Source organism: Yoonia sp. 67-2, from assembly GCF_035117555.1.
GTDB lineage: Bacteria > Pseudomonadota > Alphaproteobacteria > Rhodobacterales > Rhodobacteraceae > Yoonia.
The window spans coordinates 99,901-115,681 of sequence record NZ_JAYKPK010000009.1 but is presented as its reverse complement, the minus strand read 5'-3'; the positions used below and the strand labels follow the sequence as shown (position 1 = coordinate 115,681).

Genomic DNA, 15,781 nt, shown 5'->3' with positions numbered 1-15,781 from the left:
AATCGCCGCAGCGCGACCCGTCCGCTATCACACCACCTCATGTCCCGCGTCGCGGATCGCCTGCGCAAGCCGCGCGATATGGGCAGGCCCGACCTCGCAGCAGCCGCCGACGATGCTGGCGCCTTGACCGATCCAGCCCAAGGCGAATTGCGCATAGGCATCTGGCCCCAGATCGCGGCGCGCCTGCAGCGCATCGACGGTGGGTTTGTCTTGCAGGAAATCTTTGGTGATCTGGGTAAAACCATTGGCATAGGCCCCGAAGGGCAGGTCGCCTTGGCGGAATACCTCCATCGCGGCTGCCATCGCCTCTGGCGCTGAGCAATTGGCGAGCAGGGCGCTGGCCCCTTGCGCGACATCGCGCAGATCGGCGAGTGCCTCGCCCGAGCGCAGGCGGCTGCCGTCTTCGTCATCGACGGTGACCGACAGCCAGATCGGTTTGCCGCTGGGCAAGGCCCCCGCCAGCACGGCGCGTGCATGGGCAAGGGAGGCGACGGTTTCGCAGATGATCAGATCGACCTGCGGGGCGAGCAGATTGGCCACCTCGGCATAAAGCGGGACAGCGATCTCATGGGCGGGGTGCGCATCCGGGCGGTAGCTGGCGACGAGCGGCCCGATGGCCCCGGCGATCCGACCGGTGCCTTGCGCCTCTTGCAAGGCGGCGGCGATCAATGTGGCGAATTGATCTTCGCGCCCGGTGCCCGCCAGCCGGTCGCGGTGGATCGCGTAAGTATTGGCAGTATGCACCGTCGCCCCTGCCGCGCGGTAATCGGCATGCACGGCAGCGACCATGCCAGGGTGATCGACCATGACCTGCGTGGACCAGAGCGGGGTCGGCGGCTGGCCGGAGCGGTGGATGAGTTCCTGCCCCATGCCGCCATCCAGAAGGGTGATCTGCTTCATTCTCTTCATTCTCCTGTCGGGCTTTGTCTTACCAGCATCGTCCGAGCCGTTGAAATCGCGCAAAGCGCGAATTCAACTACGTATCCCCGCCGGAGGCATTGCTGCGGCCTTGGCCGTGGCAAAAGCGTCAGCGTGCAAAAACGCTTTGCAGGATCTGTGTCATCGCCTCGGCATCATCTTGCGTAAAGGCATCAGGCTGATCGCTGTCGATATCGAAAACGCCGATCACAGCACCTGTGCCGTCAAACACCGGCAGCACCAGTTCGGACCTTGTGCTGCTCGCGCAGGCGATATGACCGGGAAAAGCATCGACATCGGGAACCAGTTGCACTTGACCTGTGCGCGCGGCCGCACCGCAGACGCCGCGTGAAAACGGGATCACGAGGCAGCCATGGCCGCCTTGATAGGGGCCGATCTTCAACAATTCCGGTGCGGTGACGCGGTAAAAGCCGGTCCAGTCGAACCGGCTATCGCTGTGATGCACCTCGCAGGCGAGTGTCGCCATCAGGGCGACGGTATCGGTTTCGCCTTCCGTCAGGGCGGCGATGGTTTTGTGCAATGTCGGGTAGTCAACGCGCATGTTGCGTCCTTTTGTGAATGGTGCAGGGGGTTTTCCACCCCCCCATGCCTGCGGCATGTCCCCCGGAGGATATTTATACTCTGACGATGTTGATGGTTTGTAGGCCTCTGCCGCGCAAAGCAAAAGCCCCAGATTGCCATTGCAGCGGCTGGCGATTGTCTTAGGGTCGGGCGGGGATTGAGGGAGTGAGAGATGCGCAATTTTCATCAGACCGGCCGGTCGGCGGTTTATGCAACCAATGGCATCTGTGCCACATCACATCCGCTTGCGGCCAAGGTCGCGGTGCAGATGCTGGAATCGGGCGGCAATGCGATGGATGCGGCCATAGCGGGTGCCGTGCTGCTGGGGATTTGTGAGCCGCAGATGACAGGCATTGGTGGCGATTGTTTCGTGCTCTTCACCCCACCCGGGGAAGACCGGGTGCTGGCGCTGAACGGGTCGGGCCGCGCGCCCGGCGGTATTGAAGCGCAGGCTTTGCGTGCAAAGGGGCCGGTGATTGCGCCTTATTCTGCCGATGCGGTCACCGTGCCAGGGGCGGTGGATGCGTTTTGCCGCTTGTCCAAGGATTGGGGCAGGATGGGGCTGAAGGCGGTGCTGGCCCCCGCGATCCATTATGCCGAAAGCGGCGTGCCGGTGGCGGAACGTGTCGCCAGTGACTGGGCGCAGGCGAAACACCTGTCAGGCATGGCGCGCGATATGTTTTTGCGGGGTGGCGAGCCGCTGCGCGCGGGGCAGATCTTTGCCGCGCCCAAACAGGCCGAGGCCTTGCGCCGGATCGCGCTGGAGGGCCGTGCCGGGTTCTATGAGGGCGAGGTGGCCGAGGATATGGTCACTGCTCTGCGTGCGCAGGGTGGCTGCCATACATTGGAGGATTTTGCAGCGACGGCCTGCGATTACACCGATCCGGTGATGGGCGGTTATGGCGGGCTGGAGCTTTATGAGCATCCGCCCAATGGGCAGGGGGCGACGGCGATCCTGTTGCTCAATATCCTCAAGCATTTCGACATTGCGGCGATGGACCCTTGGGGGGCGGAGCGCGCGCATATCGAGGCGGAGGCGACGAAGCTGGCCTATGATACCCGCAACAGGTTTATGGCTGATCCGGATTACATGACCCGACTGGATCATATGACCGCACCGGAAACGGCGGCGAAGCTTGCCGCGCTGATCGATCCGGCCCGCGCGATGCCTGCCGCATTGCCGGGGGCAGAGGCGGTGCATAAGGATACGATCTATATCACGGTGGTCGATAAGGACCGGATGGCGGTGTCGCTGATCTATTCGGTGTTCCATGGCTTTGGATCGGGGATCGCGTCAGATAGGTTCGGTATTCTGTTTCAGAACCGGGGTGCCGGTTTCACGCTAGAGCAAGGCCACCCGAATGAAGTCGGCCCCGGCAAGCGCCCAATGCATACGATCATTCCGGCGATGTTGAAAAAGGATGGCAAGGTGCTGATGCCTTTTGGCGTCATGGGCGGGCAATATCAATCCACGGGCCATGCGCGCTTTGTCAGCAATATCACCGATTTCGGCCTGTCACCGCAGGCGGCCATCGATGCGCCGCGCTGTTTTGCCGATGGCAAGGTGCTGAATGTCGAGGATGGCTATAGCGATGCGGTCAAAGCTGCGTTGGTGGGTCTTGGGCATGATGTGCGCAGGCCGGATACGGCGATTGGTGGCGCGCAGGCGATCCTGATCCATGACACTGGCGTGCTGGAAGGCGGCTCTGATCCGCGCAAGGATGGCTGTGCTTTGGGCTATTGATGCGCTTATGACTTGCGCAGGGATCGCAGGAACAGCCCCAGACCGCCGACCAGCAGGACCATGATCACCAGAAGGTCAAAAATACTGAGCCGTGCGAATTGCACGCTGGTATTGGCGATCACGCCAAAGATAAGCGCGATCAGCGATGCGCCCGCGATGATCCAGCCAAGCCAGCTCTTGCTGTTGTAAAAGATCATCCCGATCCCGAACATCAGCGGGATCAGGATCATACCGGATGTGACCGGCATGCCGCCCAGACCAAAGACGCGTCCGCCAAAATTGGGCCGCACCACGATCCCGTTGAGCAGCAGATAGCCGCCGCCGATCATCATGATCAGGCCAACAAGAAATTGGGTGCTACCACCGTCGCTGCCGCCTGCGCCTCTGGCCATGGAAAATCCTTTGCTTTGGCTTTGCTTTAGACCAAAGCGCGCAGATCATCCATCAGTTCTGTCAGCAGCTTGACGTATAATTCACCCGTCAGCTTGCCGTTGTTGTCGAATTCCTTGTTGGAATTGGCGACCAACACTTCCGGCCCTTGCAGGATATGCGGGCGGAAGGTCATCATGCCGAGCCGCAGTGAGAATTGCGTCCTCTCACCCCCGGCGCGCCCGGCGGTGGCAGACATGATGGCGAGCGGTTTGTTTTTCCACGGGTTGCCTTCGGTCCGGCTGACCCAGTCGAGCGCGTTTTTCAGCACGCCGGACATGGCTTTGTTATATTCCGGGGTTGCGATGATCACCGCATCGGCGGCTTTGATCTGATCCGCCAAGGTCTGCACGGCGGCGGGAATACCGTCCGCCGTTTCAAGATCACCGTCGTAAAGCGGGAAGCGGATATCGCCTTCGACGAAGGTGTCGGGGTTGAAGATCGCAGCCGCGTTACGCAGCAGCATGGTGTTGGTCGAGGCTTTACGCAAAGACCCGGAAATGCCGAGCAGGTTTGTCATCAGGATACCTTTCACTGTCTGGGTGGCTACTTAAATCGTTTGCCCGATTGAACAACCCGCACCTTTCACCCATCATCGGGGTAACTGGATAAAGGTGAATTTCATGCAAAGACACGGCGGTAAAATCCTGAGCGACCAATTGGTGAAGCTGGGTGTGCGGCGGGTATTCTCGGTGCCGGGGGAGAGTTTTCTGGCGGCATTGGACGGGCTTTATGACTCTGGCATTGCCAATATCGTCTGCCGTCAGGAAGGCGGTGCCGCAATGATGGCTGAGGCCTATGGCAAGATGACCGGCACGCCCGGTGTGTGTTTTGTCACCCGCGGGCCGGGGGCGACCAATGCCAGCGCGGGTATTCATGTGGCAATGCAGGACAGCACGCCGATGGTGCTGTTTGTGGGCCAGATCGACAACCGTCATACCGATCGCGAGACGTTTCAGGAAGTCGATTACCGCGCGATGTTTGGCGGCATCGCCAAATGGGTGGCGCAGGTGGATGATACGGATCGTTTGCCGGAATATATCGGTCGCGCGTTCCGGGTGGCGATGTCGGGACGTCCGGGACCGGTGGTGCTGGCGCTGCCTGAGAATATGCTGAGTGCGGCGGCGGATGTGCCTGATCTGCGCATCCCGCAGATGGTGCCGGGCGAGATGTCGGGCCATGCGACGCAGGCGATCCTGCAGGCTTTGGGTCAGGCGAAACGGCCCTTGGTTGTCGTCGGAGGGCCGCATTGGAACGCGCAGGCGCAGGCGGATGTGCAGAGTTTTGTTGAAAAGCAGCAGATCCCGGTTGTGGCCGGGCTGCGTCGGCAGGATTATATCGACAACCGTCATCCCTGTTACGGCGGTGATCTGAATGTCGGGGTCAATCCGCGTCTGGCGGCGCGGGTGCGGGAAGCGGATCTGCTGTTGCTGATCGGCACAAGGTTTGGCGATATTGAAACGCAGGGCTATACGCTGGTCGATCCGGGGAACCCGCAGAAAACCATCATCCATATCCATGCCTCTGGCGATGAGATTGGCCGTGTCTATGCCCCCGATATCGGTGTGGTGGCCACGGCCCCGGCGGCGCTGCGCGCGCTGGCTGTGGCAGAGCCTGTCGGGGAATGGGCGGAATGGACTGCCGCCGCGCGGGCGGATCGTGATGCCTGGATAGCGCCGCAGGAAAGCCCCGGTGCGCTGAAACAGGAAGAGGTGATCAAATGGCTGTCGGACAATCTGCCCGAGGATGCGATGGTGACCAATGGGGCGGGGAATTACGCGGCCTGGCTGCATCGCTATTTCGTTTACAAGAAACATGGCACGCAATTGGCGCCGACATCGGGGTCTATGGGTTACGGTTTTCCGGCGGCGATTGCGGCCTCGCTGCAATATCCTGACCGGAGGGTGGTCTGTCTGGCAGGTGATGGCTGTTTCCAGATGACCTGCAATGAGCTTTCCACGGCGATCCAGCATGGCGCGACCCCGATTGTCGTGGTGATGGACAATGGCCAATACGGCACGATCCGCATGCATCAGGAAAAGACCTATCCTGGGCGGGTGTCTGGGACGGCATTGGCGAACCCTGACTTTGCTGCATTGGCGCGGGCCTATGGCGGTTATGGCGAGGTGGTGACGACGACGGCTGATTTTGCGGCAGCCTTTGCGCGGGCGAAAGACTCGGGCAAGCTGTCCATCATCGCCTGCAAGGTGGATGAAGAGGCTTTGTCGACCCGGGCCACGTTGAGCGCTGTGCGGGATGCTGCTTTGTCGCGCTAAGGCGCGACAAAGGCCTGCCGCGCGGGAGTATTTTTTGAAATAAGAAGCTGCGGGGCAAGGGGTGGCGTCAGCGCTTTTGCCAGTGGCTGGGGGTGTTTTGCTGCCAGTTCACGCGGTGCAGCAGTGGTGTGTCGTCGTCCTGTGCCGCCTGGCCGAGGCAGAGATAGCCGGTCAGATGCCAATGGTCGGGGACGTCGAGGATGCGGGCGACTTCGTTGGGATCAAGAATGGAAACCCAGCCCAACCCGAGGTTTTCCGCCCTTGCAGCCAGCCAGAGCGTGTGGATCGCGCAAACGGTTGAATAGGCCAGCATTTCCGGCATGGATTGGCGGCCGAGGCCGTGCCCCTCTGCCGGGTTAGTGGCGGTGAAGACGGCAAGCTGGATGGGCGCGTCGCGTAGCCCGGCGAGTTTGAGGGCGAAGTAATCGCTTTGCTGATCGCCGTTGTAGATCGCACCGGCTGATTGATTGGCCGTCTCGAAATTCGCGATGATCTGCGCGCGCAAAGCGGGGGAGGCGACTTCGATCACCCGCCATGGCCGCGCATTGCCCACCGAGGGGGCAAGATCCATCGCGCTGCGCAGGCGGTCCATGACGGTGGGGTCAATCGTGTCGGGCAGAAAGTGTCGCACGTCGCGCCGCCATTGCAGGATGTCGTTGAGCGCGTCGCGGTGGGTTTGGGTCAGGTCCATTCAGGCGCGCCGCCATTTGCCTTGCTGGGCGGGTAAAAACGCCACGACCGCGGCGATGAGGGCATGTTGGTACATGGGCTGGTCCTTTGATGCGGCTTTGGCATCACCTTAGACCAGCGCTATGCGGGGAGCGAGAACTCTTGGCTTTTTGGGTGCCAGTTCAGGCCGGTATTGCGTGCGAGCCGCTTGCAGCTGTCGTTCAGGCCAAGCCGGTTGGACCAGCGCGCCATCGAGCGCACTGGGATCGCGTGGATGTCGCCGAAACCATCGACCAGCACGCATTCCTCATCCCCCGGTCCGGTGCCATTGTCGCGCTGGCCAAAGACGAAGTTATTGGGGTTCATGTCGCTGGCGCGGATATCATAGGCGTAGATCCGGTGGATCGTGTCATTGAGCAGATCGATATGGGCCTGCGTCAGGCTGTTTGCGCGCACTTTGGCACCGAGCGTTTCGCCGATCTGGCCGCCTGGTTGCATGACGCGTTCGGTGACGCAGCCCAAGCCTTGGTCGGTGGGGGTAAAGCCGAACATATGCGCGATGGGCGTGTGGAAGTCAGGGCCGGGGTTGCGCAGCATGATCCGCAGATATTCGGCATATTCCTTCTGAATCTGGCGCAGCCGCGTGCTGGGCACCAGCCGGTCCATGATACCGTTGAAATTGCTCCGTTTTGGCGATGATTGCGCGGGGCGCAGCACTTTGATCAGCTTGGTCCGGTCGAGCGGATGCAGGTAAACCGCCCGCTGCACACCTGTTGCGACCAAATCTGTGCCTAAAAGAGCCAATGCAAATGCCATGGCATGTGATAGCTGAACAGATCAGTTCAGTTCAACGGGGTCGCGCGCTTTGTAACAAAAATGTGAAGAAAAGGTTAAGATTAGAATTCGACGCCGATCTGCGCTTTGATGCCGGACCGGAACGGGTGTTTGACCAGTTCCATCTCGGTCACGAGGTCGGCCAGTTCAATCAGATCGTCATGCGCGTTGCGCCCGGTCAGCACGACATGGGTCATCGGGGGTTTGTGATCACGCAGGAAGGCCACGACATCCCCGATGGCGACATAATCATAGCGGATCGCGATGTTGATTTCGTCGAGCAGGACCATTGTGTTGGTCTCATCAAGGATCAATTCCTTGGCCTTGGCCCAGGCGGCCTGTGCCATTTCGGTGTCGCGGGATTTGTCCTGGGTTTCCCAGGTGAACCCTTCGCCCATCGTGTGAAATGCGCAGGTGTTGGCGAATTTCGCGAGGATCAGATCGCGTTCGCCGGTGGACATCCCGCCTTTGATAAATTGCACCACCGCGCATTTCATATCATGCGCGATGCAACGGAAGATCATTCCGAAAGCGGCGGAGGATTTGCCTTTGCCCTTGCCGGTATGGACAATGATCAGGCCTTTCTGGTCGGTCTTGGTCGCCATGATCTTGTCACGGGCGGCCTTTTTCTTGGCCATTTTCAGCGCGTGGCGGTCGGGATCATCGGTCATTCTGTCCTCCGGTCGGCAGTAAGGTTTCGTTAAGGATAACGCGGCATAAGGGGAGTTGTAAGCCGGGAGCAACGAAGATGTATATGCGATCTGGACCTGCGGCGCTGATCCTGCTGCTGGCCGCCTGCAACACGGGATCGCCGGAATTTCTGGGTGTCGTCCCGCAAAGGGCGACAATCGGGCAAAGCACATTTGATGTGCGCCGGAAAAATGACCGCGTCGAGGTGCTGCGCATGAGCCGTGAACCTGTCTTTTCGCTTGCTGCGATTGTGCCGCGCGCCACGCAGGCGGTGATCGCGGCGACAGGCTGTGTTCCCCGTCCGGAGAGCTGGACAGGGGATCAAGCGATGGCGCGGGTTGCGGTGGATTGCCCGGATGATGATCATCCGGGCTGATCTGCCGGCGGTCAGCGCATCTGGACGACGATTGGATTATAGTTGAATTCGTCGTTGAGGTTGTCGCGATTGGCCTCATTCACCGCACCGATGATGATCGCGCCGAGCAGGCCGGTGCCTGCGGCGGACTGGCTGCGCTGCTGCGCTGTCATGTTCAGGACATTTGCGGTGACAGAGCCTGACTGCGTCGCCGTCGTGCAGCGCACGAAAAGAGCGGGCGAGTTCGGGCCGTAGTTCGGCACAATGACATTTGCCGGTGTTGTAAACTGGGCTTTGTAGACCCCGGAATCGAGCGTGCATGGGACGCCGGTCAGTTCGGTGCGACCGCTGCCTTCATTATCGCCCCATGTGCGGACCGAGACTGTGTTCTGGCCGCGAAACGCGGGCACCGGATTGCCGAGACTGCGCTGGCGGGCATAGACATCCAACCCGACCGCATCGGCCTGCACATTGGGCACGATATTGACCGGGGGCTGCGTGATTTCGGCCTGTGTGCAGCCGAGAAGTGTGATTGCGCCAAACAAGGCGAGCGCACCTTTAACAAAGGACATGATGAACTTTCCGTGACTTCTTCGCCTGTCAGAGACCAAATGCCAGCGCGCGCGACAATTGATTTCACATACCACGATACGTCTCTTTGGTTGCATGTGTCGAATATGTCACGCGCTATTGGTGCGGCGTCACAGCAGGCCCGCGATCCGGGCGCGGGCGGAATTTGAGGCGGGTTGCCAGAGGTTGCGGTCGATCGCTTCCTGCAGGCGTTGGGCTATTTCGCGCAGGGCAGGGGCGTTGGCATCGGCGATGAACTTGCGGGTGTCGTCGTCTTTCAGAAACGCCTCTTCCACCAGATCGAAATGGTGGTTGCGCACGGCCCCGGTCGTGGCGGCGAAGGCGAAGAGGTAATCGACGGTGGCGGCGATTTCGAATGCGCCCTTGTAGCCATGGCGTTTGACGCCGTCGATCCATTTGGGGTTCACCACGCGGGACCGCACGACGCGGCCGATTTCATCGTCCAGCGTGCGGATCACGGGGCGTTCAGGGCGGGAATGGTCGTTGTGATAGATCGGCCGGTCTCGCCCTTGCAGGGTGCTGATCGCGGCGGCGGCACCGCCTTCGAACTGGTAGTAATCGTCGCTGTCGAGGATGTCGTGTTCGCGGTTGTCCTGATTTTGCACAATGGCTTCGACTTGGGACAGGCGTTCCTTGAACGCGGCTTCGGCACGCTCGCCGCTGGCTTTGGCGCCGTAGGCGTAGCTGCCCCAGGCGATATAAGCGGCGGCGAAATCGGATGTGTCGGACCAGATGCGTTCGTCGATCAGGGCTTGCAGGCCCGCGCCGTAGGCGCCGGGTTTGGAGCCAAAAACGCGGGTCTGGTCCTCGCCTGCTTTTGCGCGGGCGGCGGCGGGGTTCAGGTCGGCGGGTTCGTCGAGGGCTTGCACGGCGCGGGCGGCGCTGTCGACCAGCGCGATCAGTTGCGGGAAAGCGTCGCGGAAGAAGCCCGAGATGCGTAAAGTGACGTCCACGCGGGGGCGGGCGAGGATGGATTGCGGCAGCACCTCGAACCCCGTCACGCGGCGGTTGGCGCTGTCCCATGTGGGTTTGACGCCCATCAGCGCGAGGGCTTGGGCGATATCATCGCCGCCGGTGCGCATGTTCGCTGTGCCCCAAGCGGTGATCAGCATGCTGCGGGGCCAGTCGCCATGGTCCTGCAGGTGTTTTTCGATCAGCAGGTTCGCGGATTTCCAGCCTAAAGCCCAAGCGGTGGGCGTGGGAACGGCGCGGCTGTCGACGCTGTAGAAATTGCGGCCTGTGGGCAGCACGTCGAGCCGCCCGCGTGTCGGCGCACCGGAGGGGCCGGGGGGGACGAAATGTCCGCCGAGGGCGGTGAGCAGGGCTGCGCCCTCGGATGGGCCGCAGGTCTGGATCGCGGGCAGGATGCGGTCGCGGATTTCCTCTAGGACGGGCAGTGACGCGCGTGGGGTGAACCCAAGGGCGCCCCACCCGCCGTCCCGCAACAGCCTTTGGGACAGGTTTTCGAGGCGTTCGACGGTGTCGCCATTGCTGCGCCAAGTGGTGTCATCAGCGAGGATCGTGGGCTTTTCGGCGGCGGGTGCCGCCATGTCGCAATCGAGTGGGTCGATTCTGATCCCGAGATCTTTGGCCAAGGCGCGCAGGAGTGAGGCGTTGGGACCCTTGCCATCGCCGCGCGGGACGCGGGCCAGTGCTATGGCAAGGTCGCGTTCCTGTTGTCCCGTGGGGGATTGGCCGAAGATATGCAGGCCGTCGCGGATCTGTGCCTCTTTCAATTCGCACAGGTAAGCGTCGAGTTTGCCGAGGTCGGTGTCATTGTCGCCTGTAAACCCCGCGTCTTTCGACAGGCCGGTAACATCGGAGAGCGACAGGATTTCACGCCGCAGATGGGTGACGCGGCGGGGGTCGACGCCTGCGGCTTCGTAATATTCATCGACCAAAGCTTCCAGATCGCGCAGCGGGCCGTAGCTTTCGGCGCGGGTGAGCGGCGGTGTCAGATGGTCGATGATGACGGCGGAGGTGCGGCGTTTGGCCTGCGTGCCTTCGCCCGGATCGTTGACGATGAAAGGGTAGATGTGGGGGGTGGGGCCGAAGACAGCTTCTGGCCAACAATTCTCGGACAGGGCGACGGATTTGCCGGGCAGCCATTCGAGGTTGCCGTGTTTGCCCATGTGGATGATGGCGTCAGCGCCCCAGTGGTGGCGCAACCAGAAATAGAAGGCGAGGTAATTATGCGGCGGGACCAGATCGGGGGAATGGTAGGTCTCCGTCGGGTCGATGTTATAGCCGCGCGCGGGTTGCAGGCCGACAATGGCTTTGCCGAAACGGTGGATGGAGAGCGCGAAACCTGCGCCGCTGTCGCGGCTTGGGGCCTCCGGCGGGAGTATTTCGGACAAAGCGAAGAATGGGTCGTCTTCGGGTTGGCCCCAGCGGGTGGTGATCTGGTCTTTGATGTCCCACGGGAGGGCGTCGAAATACTGGCGGTAGGTGGTGAGGGGGAGGAATTCGCCGCCCTGTTTTTCGGCGCGGTCGGTCAGCCAGTTGGTGGGGCCTGCCATGATCTGCGCCATCAGGGTGGCGCTGTCGGCGGGAGGGGTGGTGTCGTAGCCAGCACCCGCCAGCAGGTTCAGCGTGTGGATCGTCGCGGCAGGGGTGTCGAGGCCGACACCGTTGGCCAGCCGTCCGTCCTTGTTGGGGTAATTGGCGAGGATCAGGGCGACTTTTTTGTCCTTGGCGGGGGTTTGGCGGAGTTTGGCCCAGTTCGCGGTCAGTTGCGTGACGAAATCGACGCGGTCGCCGCGCGCCTGATAGGTGGCGATGGGGCATTGGGTGGTCTCGTCAAAGAAAGCCTCGCCTTTGAAGCTGATCGCGCGGGAGAGGATGCGGCCGTCCACCTCTGGCAGGGCCACGTTCATCGCGATGTCGCGGGCGGTGAGGCCGTGCAGGCCTTCGGCCCATGACGCCTCTGATGCGCCTGACAGGATGACCTGAAAAATCGGGGCGTTGCTGGCAAGCAGCGGGTTTTGCGGGCTGTCGTCGCCGTCATGGGGTGAGCCCACGGCAAAGGCGGTGCAGTTCAGGATCACATCGGGCGGGGCAACGTTGAAGATATGGTCGAGCGTGGCTGTGCTGACGGGGTCTTTCAGACTGGCCACGAAGATCGGCAGCGGGTTCAGACCGGCGCGCGACAGGCTGCGAGTCAGGCGGTTGATCGGGTTCAGGCCGCCGCCCTGCACAAGCGCGCGGTAGAAGATGATCGGGATGATGGGGGCGTCTGGCGTCCATGTAGCTTGTGCTGTGGTCAGATCGGCGATGCCGGCACCGGGCCAATAGATTCCGGCGCGCAGCAGGGGGGCGGGGCTTGGCGGCTTTTCGGTGCCGTCCAGCATCGCCTTGGCATAGGCCAATGCGTTGATGCTGTTTTGTGGGCCGCCTTCGACGAGGTAGGACCAGAGCGCGTCGTAATCGGTGCCGCTGACGGTGGAAAGGCCACGCAATTCGGGGTCGGGCTTGTCGTCGCCGGGCAGGAAGGCGACGGGCACACCCGCGTCATGCAAGCGGGCGGCATATTGGGTCAGGCCATATTTCCAGTAGCCTGCGCCACCCAGCACACGCGCGATCACCAGACGTGATTTGGTGGCGCAATCATCCAGATGCAGATCGACGGACATGGGATGCGTAAGGTGCAGCATGTTGGCGAGGCGCAGACTGGGGGGATCCTGCATTTCCGCCCGTGCCTCGGCCAAGGCGGCCAGTTCGGTATCGGCGGCAGAGATGATCACGACGTCGGCAGGCGTCTGGCCCAGATCGACGGGTTCCGTCCCGTCCGAAATCGCACCGGGGGTAGCGGCGAGCAGGTGCATCAGCTTTTGCCCTGTGCTAATGAGCGATCAAACACGAGGATCACACCATGGATTACAACGCTGCAGGAGCACCGAAGATGGCGAAAAAAGGCCCCAAGCACGAAGAACACAACGCTCCCGGATCGAAGAAGAAACCGTTCGGCGCGCGGCCTGACAAGGCTGAATTGCTGGCGCGGATGAAGAAAGCGGCGGAAGAAAAGAAAAGCTGACGTCACAGCGTCTTTTCCATGAAAACAGAGCTTTTGATCGCCGGGTAGTCCCCGAACGGACCGCAGGGCGTGAAGCCATGCCGCGCGTAGAGTTTCTGCGCGGCATGCAGGATGTTGCCAGTCTCTAACTTCAGCATCGGCAGAGACAGGCTGCGGGCCTGATCCTCGATCTGGCGCAGGATCGCGTCGGCGATGCCTTGCCCGCGGCCATCGGGGGCGACAAACATTGATTTGATCTCTCCATAACCGCCGCAGACCCGCAGCGCGCCGGTGCCAAGCATCTTTTCGCCGGTGCGGGCCGTATAGAAATATATGTCATCGGCGCAGAGATCGTCGATGGAGAGGTAAAAGTTTTCCTCGGGCGGGAACAGCTTCTGCATCAAAGCATGGCTTTGCTGCAGGAGTTCTGTCGCCTGCGGGTCATGCGGGTCGGTGAGGCTGACGATGATCATGCTTGCAGGGCGGTTGTGATGGCGGATTGGTCCAGACCCACCTCACCGATGACGACCAGACGCGTTTCGCGGGGGCTGTCGCCGAATGGTTGGTCAAAATAGGTGTCGACGCGGGGGCCGACGGCTTGCAGCGTCATCCGCATCGGTTTGCCAGTGACCGCGACGAAGCCTTTCAGGCGCAGGATGTTGTGGGTTTTGATTGTGGCGCTGACCTGCGCGGCGAAGGCAGCGGCATCGGCGATTTCACCACGGGTGACGATGAAGCTTTCGAATTCGTCATGGCCGTGGTCGTGGTGGTGATCATCCTCGTGATCGTCTTCATCATCGTCATGGTGATGATGGTGGTGGACTTCGTGACGTGAGTCCAGATCACCCTCTGCCCCGATCCCCTGACCCAGCAGTACGTCCACAGGCAGCGCGCCCATGCTGGTCTTCACCACCTGCACACCGTCGCGGCTTTCGCTGCGCAGAGTGGCGGCGAGGGTTTCGGCTTCATCCGCTGTCATCAGGTCGGTCTTGTTGACGACGATCATATCGGCGCAGGCGATCTGGTCTTCGAACAGTTCTGACAGCGGTGTTTCATGGTCAAGATTGTCGTCGGCGGCGCGCTGGGCATCGACGGCGGCGATGTTATGGGCGAATTGGCCATCCTGCACGGCGCGGCCATCAACCACGGTCACGACGCCGTCCACGGTGACGCGGGTGGAAATGCCGGGCCAGTTGAAGGCACGCACCAAGGGTTGCGGCAGGGCGAGGCCGGAGGTCTCAATCACGATATGATCGGGGGCGGGAGTGCGGGCCAGCAACGCCTCCATCGTGGGGATGAAATCATCGGCGACGGTGCAGCAGATGCAGCCGTTGGAAAGCTCGACGATATCGTCTTTGGAACACACCTCTTCCCCGCAGCCTTTGAGGATGTCGCCATCCACGCCAAGATCGCCGAATTCATTGATGATCAGCGCGATGCGCTTGCCGCCCGCGTTTTGCAGCATGTGCCGGATCAGGGTGGTTTTGCCGGAACCGAGGAAACCGGTGACGATGGTAGCGGGGATTTTGGCGGGCATGGGAGGTCCTTGGGTCTGAAAAGGAGGAGGGCGGCCCCGGATGGGACCGCCAGGATTGATCTTAGCTGGTCAAAGCCGCGACAATCGGGCCTTCGATGATGTCGAGCGCAAGGAAAATACCGACGCCTGCAACCATCGCGCCGGCAAGGCGCGCGTTGATGGCGCTGGCATCTGTGGCCCCCAGTTTTCGTGCGGCCCAGCCTGCGCCGATGGCGATCAGATACTGGATCACGCCCAGACCGATCAGATAGCCGAGCAGCACAGCACCGCCGACGCCGCCTTCTTGCCCGGCAATCGAGCCACCAAAGGCAGAGCCGTGGAACAGGCCGAATGCCGCGAAGACGAGCAGGGCGGTCGTGGTCGGCAGAGCCTTGCCGGACAGCACGATCCCGCCCAGCACGATCAACGACGCCACGATCACGATTTCGGCGGCGGGCATGGCGATCCCGGCATACATCAGCCCACAACCGACCAGCATCGCGCCGATATAGGCGGCAGGCGTCAGCAGGCGGTTGGCGGTGAAGAGGGCGGCGATACCCATGGCCGCGACGAAGAACAGATGGTCAAAGCCCAGCACCGGATGGCCCACGCCGGACATCAGCCCATGTGCGAAGGTTTCCATTGGCATCCCGCCCAGCGGGTGATGCGCAAGGGCGGGTGAGGCGGCAAGGCTCAGCCCTGTGATGGTCAGAAGTTTTTTCATTGTCGTCCCCTTTGGATCAAGACTAAAGGGGGGATTACATGGGATGGCACAGGTCAGGCGACCTGCACAAAACCCCCACGGAACACCCCGTCCGTTGTTGTTGGCCGGAACGCGCGTTCCGGTGCATGGCTGGTCTCCTGGCTTGCGGGTCGGGGCACCTTGTTGCCTTCCCGGGGGTGACCCCAGTGGCGTGATAACAAGGCACTCTCCGCATACAGTCGCGGGGGCGGCTGTGGCTTAAGGCCTCCCTTACAGGATCGGCCCGTCCACATTCCCATTTGATCCCCTGACGCTGCGCGCCGTGCGGGGAACCATGCAGGACCTGTTGTGCCTGTTTGGGGGGGATGCGGTCAAGCTGTAAACTGGGGCTGACGCGCCTGCGGCGCGGCCTCCGGCGGGGATATTTGGGCTCTGACGATGCAGTTTTCGCAATATCTTGTG

16 protein-coding genes and 1 riboswitch are annotated in these 15,781 nt (G+C 61.6%); of the genes, 4 read left to right on the top strand and 12 right to left on the bottom strand.

Features of this window, described 5'->3' with window-relative positions; all coding sequences use genetic code 11:
- Positions 1–27: 27 nt before the first annotated feature.
- Together VOY09_RS14590 and VOY09_RS14585 are read right to left on the bottom strand one after the other, a co-directional pair.
- A complete protein-coding gene (locus VOY09_RS14590; protein WP_322894649.1) occupies positions 28–900 on the bottom strand; it encodes a homocysteine S-methyltransferase family protein in 873 nt (290 codons plus the stop codon).
- Positions 901–1,027: 127 nt separating this feature from the next.
- Positions 1,028–1,480: a GAF domain-containing protein gene (locus VOY09_RS14585; RefSeq protein ID WP_322894650.1), complete on the bottom strand. Its 453-nt coding sequence runs from the start codon at positions 1,478–1,480 to the stop codon at positions 1,028–1,030.
- A gap of 192 nt (positions 1,481–1,672) precedes the next feature.
- Here VOY09_RS14585 and VOY09_RS14580 point away from each other — a divergent pair, with 192 nt between their 5' ends.
- Positions 1,673–3,244, top strand: coding sequence for a gamma-glutamyltransferase family protein (locus tag VOY09_RS14580; protein ID WP_322894651.1), 1,572 nt, complete (start codon positions 1,673–1,675; stop codon positions 3,242–3,244).
- Positions 3,245–3,249: 5 nt separating this feature from the next.
- Here the strand turns inward: VOY09_RS14580 and VOY09_RS14575 are convergent, their stop codons facing one another.
- Together VOY09_RS14575 and VOY09_RS14570 are read right to left on the bottom strand one after the other, a co-directional pair.
- A complete protein-coding gene (locus tag VOY09_RS14575; RefSeq protein ID WP_322894652.1) occupies positions 3,250–3,636 on the bottom strand; it encodes a hypothetical protein in 387 nt (128 codons plus the stop codon).
- A 26-nt stretch (positions 3,637–3,662) separates the two neighbouring features.
- Positions 3,663–4,193, bottom strand: coding sequence for an NAD(P)H-dependent oxidoreductase (locus VOY09_RS14570; RefSeq protein WP_322894653.1), 531 nt, complete (start codon positions 4,191–4,193; stop codon positions 3,663–3,665).
- Between the two features lie 103 nt (positions 4,194–4,296).
- Here VOY09_RS14570 and VOY09_RS14565 point away from each other — a divergent pair, with 103 nt between their 5' ends.
- Positions 4,297–5,949, top strand: a complete 1,653-nt coding sequence (locus tag VOY09_RS14565; RefSeq protein WP_322894654.1) for a thiamine pyrophosphate-binding protein — start codon at positions 4,297–4,299, stop codon at positions 5,947–5,949.
- A 67-nt stretch (positions 5,950–6,016) separates the two neighbouring features.
- Here VOY09_RS14565 and bluB read toward each other — a convergent pair whose 3' ends face one another.
- From bluB to cobO, 3 genes are all read right to left on the bottom strand, one after another.
- Complete coding sequence (gene bluB / locus VOY09_RS14560; protein WP_322894655.1) at positions 6,017–6,640, bottom strand: 5,6-dimethylbenzimidazole synthase; 624 nt, start codon at positions 6,638–6,640, stop codon at positions 6,017–6,019.
- A 119-nt stretch (positions 6,641–6,759) separates the two neighbouring features.
- Positions 6,760–7,434, bottom strand: a complete 675-nt coding sequence (locus VOY09_RS14555) for a YrbL family protein (RefSeq protein WP_322894656.1) — start codon at positions 7,432–7,434, stop codon at positions 6,760–6,762.
- Positions 7,435–7,514: 80 nt separating this feature from the next.
- Positions 7,515–8,123: a cob(I)yrinic acid a,c-diamide adenosyltransferase gene (gene cobO, locus VOY09_RS14550; RefSeq protein ID WP_322894657.1), complete on the bottom strand. Its 609-nt coding sequence runs from the start codon at positions 8,121–8,123 to the stop codon at positions 7,515–7,517.
- A 77-nt stretch (positions 8,124–8,200) separates the two neighbouring features.
- On the opposite strand from cobO, the gene VOY09_RS14545 reads away from it, so the two are divergent.
- Positions 8,201–8,518, top strand: coding sequence for a hypothetical protein (locus tag VOY09_RS14545; protein ID WP_322894658.1), 318 nt, complete (start codon positions 8,201–8,203; stop codon positions 8,516–8,518).
- 11 nt (positions 8,519–8,529) lie between these two features.
- Here VOY09_RS14545 and VOY09_RS14540 read toward each other — a convergent pair whose 3' ends face one another.
- On the bottom strand, positions 8,530–9,069 hold the full coding sequence (locus VOY09_RS14540; RefSeq protein ID WP_322894659.1) for a hypothetical protein: 540 nt from the start codon (positions 9,067–9,069) through the stop codon (positions 8,530–8,532).
- Between the two features lie 129 nt (positions 9,070–9,198).
- On the bottom strand, positions 9,199–12,912 hold the full coding sequence (gene cobN, locus VOY09_RS14535) for a cobaltochelatase subunit CobN (RefSeq protein ID WP_322894660.1): 3,714 nt from the start codon (positions 12,910–12,912) through the stop codon (positions 9,199–9,201).
- Positions 12,913–12,959: 47 nt separating this feature from the next.
- Between cobN and VOY09_RS14530 the strand changes: the two genes are divergently transcribed.
- The gene (locus VOY09_RS14530; RefSeq protein ID WP_322894661.1) at positions 12,960–13,121 is read left to right on the top strand and encodes a hypothetical protein; all 162 of its coding nucleotides are present in this window, start codon (positions 12,960–12,962) and stop codon (positions 13,119–13,121) included.
- A gap of 2 nt (positions 13,122–13,123) precedes the next feature.
- Here the strand turns inward: VOY09_RS14530 and VOY09_RS14525 are convergent, their stop codons facing one another.
- The 3 genes from VOY09_RS14525 to VOY09_RS14515 all read right to left on the bottom strand — a co-directional run bounded on the left by VOY09_RS14525 (position 13,124) and on the right by VOY09_RS14515 (position 15,340).
- Positions 13,124–13,573, bottom strand: a complete 450-nt coding sequence (locus VOY09_RS14525; protein ID WP_322894662.1) for a GNAT family N-acetyltransferase — start codon at positions 13,571–13,573, stop codon at positions 13,124–13,126.
- Entirely contained in the window at positions 13,570–14,637 is a 1,068-nt protein-coding gene (gene cobW / locus VOY09_RS14520) for a cobalamin biosynthesis protein CobW (RefSeq protein WP_322894663.1), read from the bottom strand. The genes VOY09_RS14525 and cobW overlap by 4 nt, the downstream gene beginning before the upstream one ends.
- Positions 14,638–14,698: 61 nt before the next feature.
- Complete coding sequence (locus tag VOY09_RS14515) at positions 14,699–15,340, bottom strand: HupE/UreJ family protein (RefSeq protein ID WP_322894664.1); 642 nt, start codon at positions 15,338–15,340, stop codon at positions 14,699–14,701.
- Between the two features lie 109 nt (positions 15,341–15,449).
- A riboswitch (cobalamin riboswitch) is annotated at positions 15,450–15,671 on the bottom strand.
- Positions 15,672–15,781 lie beyond the last annotated feature (110 nt).

Coding starts and splice junctions, on each gene's coding strand:
- VOY09_RS14590 (WP_322894649.1), bottom strand. CDS start 900: ATGAAGCAGATCACCCTTCTGGATGGCGGCATGGGGCAGGAACTCATC.
- VOY09_RS14585 (WP_322894650.1), bottom strand. CDS start 1,480: ATGCGCGTTGACTACCCGACATTGCACAAAACCATCGCCGCCCTGACG.
- VOY09_RS14580 (WP_322894651.1), top strand. CDS start 1,673: ATGCGCAATTTTCATCAGACCGGCCGGTCGGCGGTTTATGCAACCAAT.
- VOY09_RS14575 (WP_322894652.1), bottom strand. CDS start 3,636: ATGGCCAGAGGCGCAGGCGGCAGCGACGGTGGTAGCACCCAATTTCTT.
- VOY09_RS14570 (WP_322894653.1), bottom strand. CDS start 4,193: ATGACAAACCTGCTCGGCATTTCCGGGTCTTTGCGTAAAGCCTCGACC.
- VOY09_RS14565 (WP_322894654.1), top strand. CDS start 4,297: ATGCAAAGACACGGCGGTAAAATCCTGAGCGACCAATTGGTGAAGCTG.
- bluB (WP_322894655.1), bottom strand. CDS start 6,640: ATGGACCTGACCCAAACCCACCGCGACGCGCTCAACGACATCCTGCAA.
- VOY09_RS14555 (WP_322894656.1), bottom strand. CDS start 7,434: ATGGCATTTGCATTGGCTCTTTTAGGCACAGATTTGGTCGCAACAGGT.
- cobO (WP_322894657.1), bottom strand. CDS start 8,123: ATGACCGATGATCCCGACCGCCACGCGCTGAAAATGGCCAAGAAAAAG.
- VOY09_RS14545 (WP_322894658.1), top strand. CDS start 8,201: ATGTATATGCGATCTGGACCTGCGGCGCTGATCCTGCTGCTGGCCGCC.
- VOY09_RS14540 (WP_322894659.1), bottom strand. CDS start 9,069: ATGTCCTTTGTTAAAGGTGCGCTCGCCTTGTTTGGCGCAATCACACTT.
- cobN (WP_322894660.1), bottom strand. CDS start 12,912: ATGCACCTGCTCGCCGCTACCCCCGGTGCGATTTCGGACGGGACGGAA.
- VOY09_RS14530 (WP_322894661.1), top strand. CDS start 12,960: ATGGATTACAACGCTGCAGGAGCACCGAAGATGGCGAAAAAAGGCCCC.
- VOY09_RS14525 (WP_322894662.1), bottom strand. CDS start 13,573: ATGATCATCGTCAGCCTCACCGACCCGCATGACCCGCAGGCGACAGAA.
- cobW (WP_322894663.1), bottom strand. CDS start 14,637: ATGCCCGCCAAAATCCCCGCTACCATCGTCACCGGTTTCCTCGGTTCC.
- VOY09_RS14515 (WP_322894664.1), bottom strand. CDS start 15,340: ATGAAAAAACTTCTGACCATCACAGGGCTGAGCCTTGCCGCCTCACCC.